At 50.3% G+C, this 7518-nt stretch carries 7 protein-coding genes; 6 read left to right on the top strand and 1 reads right to left on the bottom strand.

What is annotated here, in order from left to right; all coding sequences use genetic code 11:
• The 4 genes from ACTHMC_RS17910 to ACTHMC_RS17895 form a co-directional block, all read left to right on the top strand.
• On the top strand, positions 1 to 1219 hold a 1219-nt coding region (locus ACTHMC_RS17910; RefSeq protein WP_440415122.1), incomplete at its 5' end, for a cbb3-type cytochrome c oxidase N-terminal domain-containing protein.
• Between the two features lie 30 nt (positions 1220 to 1249).
• Entirely contained in the window at positions 1250 to 2671 is a 1422-nt protein-coding gene (gene ccoG / locus ACTHMC_RS17905) for a cytochrome c oxidase accessory protein CcoG (protein ID WP_440415120.1), read from the top strand.
• A gap of 15 nt (positions 2672 to 2686) precedes the next feature.
• Positions 2687 to 3130, top strand: coding sequence for a FixH family protein (locus ACTHMC_RS17900; RefSeq protein WP_440415118.1), 444 nt, complete (start codon positions 2687 to 2689; stop codon positions 3128 to 3130).
• Positions 3131 to 3841 (top strand): sulfite exporter TauE/SafE family protein, encoded by a 711-nt coding sequence (locus tag ACTHMC_RS17895; RefSeq protein ID WP_440415116.1) that lies wholly within the window; start codon positions 3131 to 3133, stop codon positions 3839 to 3841.
• Positions 3842 to 3934: 93 nt separating this feature from the next.
• Here ACTHMC_RS17895 and ACTHMC_RS17890 read toward each other — a convergent pair whose 3' ends face one another.
• Positions 3935 to 5488, bottom strand: a complete 1554-nt coding sequence (locus ACTHMC_RS17890) for an ATP-binding protein (protein WP_440415114.1) — start codon at positions 5486 to 5488, stop codon at positions 3935 to 3937.
• 146 nt (positions 5489 to 5634) lie between these two features.
• Here ACTHMC_RS17890 and ACTHMC_RS17885 point away from each other — a divergent pair, with 146 nt between their 5' ends.
• Positions 5635 to 6384, top strand: coding sequence for a DUF542 domain-containing protein (locus ACTHMC_RS17885; protein WP_440415112.1), 750 nt, complete (start codon positions 5635 to 5637; stop codon positions 6382 to 6384).
• 189 nt (positions 6385 to 6573) lie between these two features.
• Positions 6574 to 7518 (top strand): nicotinate phosphoribosyltransferase (locus tag ACTHMC_RS17880; RefSeq protein WP_440415110.1); only part of this gene is annotated, 945 nt, incomplete at its 3' end.

The following is a 7518-nucleotide window of genomic DNA, read 5'->3' as shown; positions in this document are numbered from 1 at the left end:
ACCCAACCGTATGTTCCGTTCAAATGCATCTAGCAATAAAAGTAAGACAATGACCAAAAGACTGGCGCTGCTGTTGCCCGCCCTCGCAAGCACTTCAATCCTTTTTGCCCGGGAAGCAGGCGATGCGCCCAAACCCCATTCCATAGCGGATCCTATGGTTACCATGCTGGTGATCATCATGGCCATCCTGCTGCTGATCATCATCCTGCTCGCCAACGTACTGACAGGTGCAGCCACCTATTATTACCAGCGCGAGAAAGAAATTGAAGCAGAGAAAAAGAAAATGACGCTCAGCACCACCGCCATCATGGCACTGCTGGTATTCTTCGGAATGCCACTGTTTGCACAGGATGCAGCGCCTGCTGAAGCGATCTCCACAGCAGCACAGAACTTCGGTGCTTTATCTCCAACCGCCTTTTACCTGGTGGTTGGTGTTATCACCATGGAGCTGCTGGTGATAGTTGCCCTGCTCTTTCAATTGCGTGTATTCCTCAGCCGTGTAAAAAAACAACAGGGACTGGAAAAACCACGCAAGGCAGGTTCCTTCAAGATCTTCTGGCAAAAAATGAACAGCCTGAAACCTGTGGAAGAAGAGAAATCCCTTGAGCTTGACCACGAGTACGATGGTATCCGCGAGCTCAACAACCGTCTCCCACCCTGGTGGCTCTACGGCTTCTATGGCACCATCATCTTTGCCGGTATCTATCTCTGGCGTTACCATGTGTCAGAATCAGCACCGTTGAGTCAGCAGGAATTTGCAATAGCGATGGAAAAAGCAGAAGCACAGAAAGCCGCCTATCTGAAGAAAAGCGCCAATAATGTGGATGAGAATACCGTGAAACTGCTGACCGATGCCAGCACCCTGGATGCAGGAAAGGCAGTGTTCACACAGAACTGCGCTGCCTGTCATGGTAAAGAAGGAGAAGGCACCGTTGGCCCCAACCTCACCGATGATTACTGGTTGCATGGTGGCAGTCTGTCCGATGTTTTCAAATCCGTGAAATACGGATGGCCCGAGAAAGGCATGCGCAGCTGGAAAGACGATCTCAGCCCTGTACAGATCTCTCAGGTAGTGAGCTTCATCAAATCCCTGCATGGCACCAACCCTGCAAACGGTAAAGAAAAGCAGGGTGAACTCTACCAGGAGTCAGCAGGTGGCGCGGCCGCAGGCGACAGCACAGCCGCAAAGCAGGACAGTGCCAGCGTTATAGCGAAATAATACCTCTAAATAATAAAAGAAAGGTTAGCAGTGGACAGTAAAGAGTCGATATCGAAAAAGGCAGCAGACAATTCTTCGTTCCGCGACAGGATCGCTACTGTTGATGAAAAGGGAAAAAGGAACTGGGTGTTTGCCCAGAAACCCAAAGGCAAACTCTACAATATCCGTACATATGTCAGCTGGTTCTTTTTCCTCCTTTTCTTCTCACTGCCATTCATCGAGGTGAATGGGCAGCCGCTCTTTCTCTTTAATGTTACAGAAGCTAAATTCATTTTATTCGGAAAAGTTTTCTGGCCACAGGATTTCTTCATCTTTGGTTTGGGGATGCTCACATTCATTGTGTTCATCGTGCTGTTCACGGCAGCTTTCGGCCGTTTGTTTTGTGGATGGGTTTGTCCCCAGACCATTTTCATGGAGATGTTCTTCCGCAAGATCGAGTACTTCATTGAAGGTGATGCGGCACAGCAGCGACTGCTGGCCAAAGCACCCTGGACCGGTTCCAAGATCTTCAAAAAAGTCAGTAAACACCTCATTTTCTACCTCTGCTCCTTCATCATCGCCAATTTCTTCCTTGCCTATGTGATAGGCGTGAAGGAACTCTGGAAGATCATCACCGAGCCGGTGAGCCAACATATCGGCGGGCTCCTGTCCATAGCAGTTTTCTCCGGTGTATTCTATACTGTTTACGCCTTCTTCAGGGAACAGGTTTGCACCGTGATCTGCCCCTACGGCCGTCTGCAGGGTGTGCTGCTCGACAAGAACTCCATGATCGTTGCCTACGATTACCAGCGTGGTGAGCCAAGAGGTAAGTACAATAAAAAAGTAGAAAGAAGCATCGGCGATTGTATCGATTGCTTTCAGTGCGTGAAGGTTTGTCCAACAGGTATCGACATCCGCAACGGCACTCAAATGGAGTGTGTGGGCTGTACCGCCTGTATCGACGCCTGTAACGCCATCATGGAAAAGATCAACCAGCCATTAGGCCTTATCCGTTATGCATCCGAGAATGGTATAGAAAAAAGAGAAAAATTACACTACACCGGCCGCATGAAGCTGTACACCGTACTGCTCGGCGTGCTGGTGACCGTTCTCGCTTTCATGCTGGTGACCCGGAAGGAAGTGGATACTACCATCATGAGAACTCCCGGTATGCTCTACCAGGAGCGGGGCACAGACAGTGTGAGCAACCTGTACAATATCAAGGTGGCCAATAAAACCACCAATGCCATCCCGCTCAGCCTGAAGCTTGAAAATATCAGCGGCCATATCGAGATCATCGGACACCACGCCATTCAGGTAAAGGAACAGGGCGAAGGCAGTGGATCTTTTTTCCTCATCCTCCCCCGCAATACCATTCACGAACGTAAAACAGCCGTCAGGATCGGCATCTACAGCGGCAACGAAAAGCTCGATGTGATCACCACCAACTTCCTGGGGCCGGTACATGAATAATTAAAAAAAGAAATTATGACACTCAACTGGGGACATAAGCTGACCATCTTTATCTGCGCCTTTGCCGGCATGATCATCCTGCTGGTGTACAAGGCTACACAGACCAACTTCGACCTGGTTTCCAAAGAATACTACAAAGACGAACTGGTGTATCAACAGGTGATCGATGGCACCGCACGCGCCAACAACCTTTCTGCCAAACCATCCGTCAGCAAAAACGACTCCGCGATCACCCTGCAGATGCCCGAAGAAATGAAGGGGCTGGCAGTTACAGGAAATGTATGGTTCTATAACGCAGCAGATGCGAAAAGGGATATAAAGATCCCGCTGGCAGTGAATTCCACCGGTCAACAGCAGATCAGCAGCAGGCTGCTGCTGCCAGGTAAGTACACTGTAAAATTCAACTGGACTGCCGGCACTCACCAGTATTATTCAGAAGCAACTATTGATCTCCGTTAGATGATACTATGGCCCATCATAACAGCAGGTGGATTGCTTGGTCTTGCCGGTAGCGCGCATTGCGTAGGCATGTGTGGACCGCTGGCCATGAGCCTGCCGGTGCATCACCTGAGCAGAGGCGGGCAACTGCTTGCCATGCTGGGCTATCACCTGGGACGTGTGATCACCTATTCTTTTTTAGGTTTGTTATTCGGACTGGCCGGCAGAACTTTCTACCTGGCCGGTTTCCAGCAATCGTTTTCTATCATTGCCGGTGTCATTATGTTGTTGCTGGCATTCTACTATTTTATTGGTAAGAAAAGCAATTCTCCCAAATGGATCCAGGCGTGGTACCAGCCTTTGCAAGTACTCATGGGAAAACTCCTTCGCAATACCAACACCGGTTCTTTTCTCCTCCTTGGAATGGCCAATGGCCTCCTCCCCTGTGGCATGGTATATATGGCCATTATCGGCGCCATTGGCCTTTCCGCTCCGATAGAAAGCGCCTTCTTCATGATGATGTTCGGTCTGGGTACCGTACCAGCCATGTTTCTCCTCAGCTGGTTTGGTATTCGTATAAGCTTGGACGTAAGGACCCATCTGAAACGGGTCACTCCCATCATCATTGCGGCCATGGGCATCATTCTTATTCTCAGAGGTATGAACCTCGGCATACCATTCATCAGTCCTATATTGGCAGACGCTCCCGGAGCAGCAGCCAGCTGCCATTAAGCTCGCAGCTGCCCGTCGCTCGCGTCCCCGCTAGTGCTTTTCATACCAGCGTTGCGAAGCACGATAATAATGCTGGCCCAGCTGCCTAGCGCACTAATTGAGATCAGGAACTTCCACTGTTACGGTGGTGCCTTCGCCCAGTTTGCTTTGCAGGCTGATAGTACCACGGATGAGATCCACGTAGCGCTTTACGATATGAAGTCCCAGGCCGGTTCCCTGGATATTCACGGCATTCCTTCCGCGGAAGAAACTGGTGAACATATGATGCTGGTCCTCCTCGGCGATACCGATACCGCTATCAATGACGGATAAACGAAGCAGGTCATCGTTATTGTTGGAGATCACCCTGATGGTGGCATTCTCGGGAGAGAATTTGGCGGCGTTGCTGAGCAGGTTGATAAGAATATTCTTGAGAAGCTTTTTGTCGGTGGTGATGAAGTCGTCACCCGCGCACTGCACCTGGATCTCCTGGCCGGGTTTGAGCACGGGCTTCATTTCTTCCATGGTATCTTCCAGGAATTCCTTCAGGTCAACAGGACCGGTATCCATCATCACTTTGCCTTCTTCCAGCTTACCAAGGCTCAGGAAGTCTTCCAGCAGGTCGTTGAGGTGCTTCACGGAATCGCGGATGCGCTTCAGGTGGCGGTCGCGCTTATCCTGTTCTTCAGACTGTGTGTATTTGCCGATGAGCGCTGCAGAGCTCAGGACTGTGCTGAGCGGCGTCCGGAACTCGTGCGAGGCCATGGATACGAAGCGCGATTTGATCTCGTTCAGTTCTTTTTCTTTATTGAGGGCTTCGCTCAGGTTCTGCTGCGATCGCTCCAGTTCCTGCAAGGCTTCTTTGAGGATCATGGTGCGTTCTTCCACTTTATTTTCCAGGTCGGCATTCAGCTGGCGGATCTCTTCAGTCACCTTTTCAAGCTGTTCTCTTTTTTCCAGCAGCCTGCGCTCCGATTCTTTCCGCTGGGTGATATCAACCAGGAAGGCGATCACAAAGAATTCGTTCTTCTGTTTATAAAAACTGAGGCTCACTTCCACAGGGAATTCATCGCCTGTTTTGGTCCTGGCAAACAGATCGCGGCCATGGCCCATGCTGCGGTTGCCGGGCTTTTTATAAAAACTTTCGCGATAACCGGAATGCGCGTGATGGAACCGTCCGGGGATGAGCTTTTCAATGGCCTGTCCCAGTAATTCTTCTTTCTGATAACCGAATAGTTGCAGGGCGGCGGGGTTCACCAGCACGATCTCTCCTTTCTGGTTGGTGAGGATGATGCCTTCGGTAGCATTATCGAAAAGGGCTTTTACCTGTTGCTGGTCTGATTCCAGGGAGCCGTAGATCTTTTTAATGTAGATCACCGCTATCATGGTGAGCAGCACGATGATGCCTTCGAATACGAGCTGTAAAAGCAGGGAGGGCGTGCCTCCGGCTTCCCGCGTATAAAACCCTGAGACCACTATCAGCAGGAGGCTGATGATGCCGAACAGCTTGGTAAGGTTATCGTTTTGCAGGAATACGGTCAGCAAGGTGGCGGCAACGTAACCGCCATAGAGAAAACCGATTTCGGGATACATGAACTGCAATACCGCCGTACATACGGTGAGAATACTGCAGAACAACAAAACATTGAGCGCCTTTTCTTTGAACATCAACACAAATTATATTAAAATTTTCCAATAACACCCACCGGTTTCCTGAAAAAAGATAGTTCCAGACCTGATTTTAATCAGTTTTTTTCTTCCGGCACCGGGGTAATTTGCCGTTTATAACAGCGGCTTTCAAACGCAAAAATAACATGACAGAACAGATCCTGAAGATAGACGAACAGACACCGGTTACCGAGATCGTGAACGGGGATTACCGTACGGCAGATGTATTGCTCAAATACAATATCGATTTCTGCTGTGGTGGCAGATGGCCCCTGCAGGTTGCCTGCGAAGCCAGAGGTGTGAGCACCGATATGGTGATACAGGACCTGGAAACCGCCACCCGTCGCATTCTTATCTCCCCCACCCTCAATTTCAACAACTGGCCCATAGATTTTCTGGCAGACTACCTGGTGCATGTGCACCACGCCTATATGAAAGAAGCATTGCCTTCATTGCATGATCACCTCACCAAATTTGTGGCTGGCCACCGCAAGAAATTCCCTTACCTCGATGAACTGCAGCTGCAGTTCATGAAGCTCTACAAACAGATGCCTGCCCATCTGAAGCAGGAGGAGGAAGTACTATTCCCCTATGTGAAACGGATCAACCGTGCTTACAACGGCAAGGAACCTTATGCTGAACTGCTGGTGCGTACCCTGCGAAAACCCATCGCAGCCCGTATGGAGGAAGAACACCAGCAGACAGAGGAGCTCCTTGGAAATTTCCGCCGTCTCACCAATAACTACACGGCGGGGGAAGAAGCCTGTGTGAGCCATCGCGTTACCTTCCTCAAACTTCAGGAGTTGGATCAGGACCTGGTGCAGCATATGCGGCTGGAAAACGAGATCCTTTTTCCCCGCGCCATTGCCATAGAAAATATTCTGCTCGGAAAATAGAGACACTTTTAAAATAGCGGAGCGCACTCGCTCGCCTCCGGCGAGTGAGTAATATTTGTTCGCCTCCGGCGAACACTGAACTCGCCGGAGGCAAGCAAATAGAAGTCACTCGCGGGGACGCGAGTGACTGGGTACACCCAAATAAAATGGGAAAGCAAAAGACCGTAGATTTGGGGCAAATCACGTGTTATGTTATCCTTTTCCATCAGCGGATCTTATACTGACCTGTATGAGCTCACCATCGGTGAAGTGAATTTTCTGGAGAAACGCCATGAAGTACCTGTAGTGTTCGATTACTTCTTCAGGAAAGTCCCGGCAAAAGGCGGTTACGTAGTATTTGCAGGATTATCAGACCTGCTGGAGATCCTGGAAACTTTACATTTTACAAAAGAAGATATATCCTTCCTGCGTTCCCTTAATTTCAACAGCCGCTATATAGATCACCTGGAAAGTTTCCGCTTCAAAGGAAAGATCCATGCCGTGCCGGAAGGAGAGATCGTATTTCCCAATTGTCCGATCGTAAGAGTGGAAGGCACCTGGCTGGAAGCCCAGCTCGTGGAAACCCTCCTGCTCAATATTCTCAATTTCGAATCCCTGATCGCTACCAAGGCATCGCGTATGCGTTATGTGGCGGGAGAACGTATCCTGAGCGACTTCGGGCTGCGCCGCGCACAGGGACCCGGAGGCATCCTGGCCAGCAAGGCCGCGGTGATCGGTGGGTTCAACAGCACCAGCAACGTATATGCGGCACAGTTATATGATATTCCTGCCGCTGGTACTATGGCCCATGCCTTTGTGACCGGTTATGAATCGGAGCTGGAAGCCTTTCGTGCCTTCGCCAGGTCAAGACCCCATGGCTGCGTATTCCTGGTGGACACCTACAATACATTACAGAGCGGCATTCCCAATGCTATCACCGTAGCAAAAGAAATGGAGAAAGCAGGACATAAGCTCAGTGGTGTTCGTCTGGACAGTGGCGACCTGGCCTATCTCAGCAGAAAGGCGCGGGCCATGCTGAATGAAGCAGGTTTACATGATGTGAAGATAGTGGCCAGCAACCAGCTGGATGAAGGGGTGATCAAAAGCCTGCTGGAGCAGCAGGCACCCATCGATGTTTTCGGTGTTGGCACCAGC

Source organism: Pseudobacter sp. (assembly GCF_051955275.1).
GTDB lineage: Bacteria > Bacteroidota > Bacteroidia > Chitinophagales > Chitinophagaceae > Pseudobacter.
This window is presented reverse-complemented; position numbering and strand designations above follow the sequence as displayed.

Excerpts from the sequence above, each read along its gene's own strand:
- ACTHMC_RS17900 (WP_440415118.1), top strand. The coding sequence starts at position 2,687 with ATGACACTCAACTGGGGACATAAGCTGACCATCTTTATCTGCGCCTTT.
- ACTHMC_RS17895 (WP_440415116.1), top strand. The coding sequence starts at position 3,131 with ATGATACTATGGCCCATCATAACAGCAGGTGGATTGCTTGGTCTTGCC.
- ACTHMC_RS17890 (WP_440415114.1), bottom strand. The coding sequence starts at position 5,488 with ATGTTCAAAGAAAAGGCGCTCAATGTTTTGTTGTTCTGCAGTATTCTC.
- ACTHMC_RS17885 (WP_440415112.1), top strand. The coding sequence starts at position 5,635 with ATGACAGAACAGATCCTGAAGATAGACGAACAGACACCGGTTACCGAG.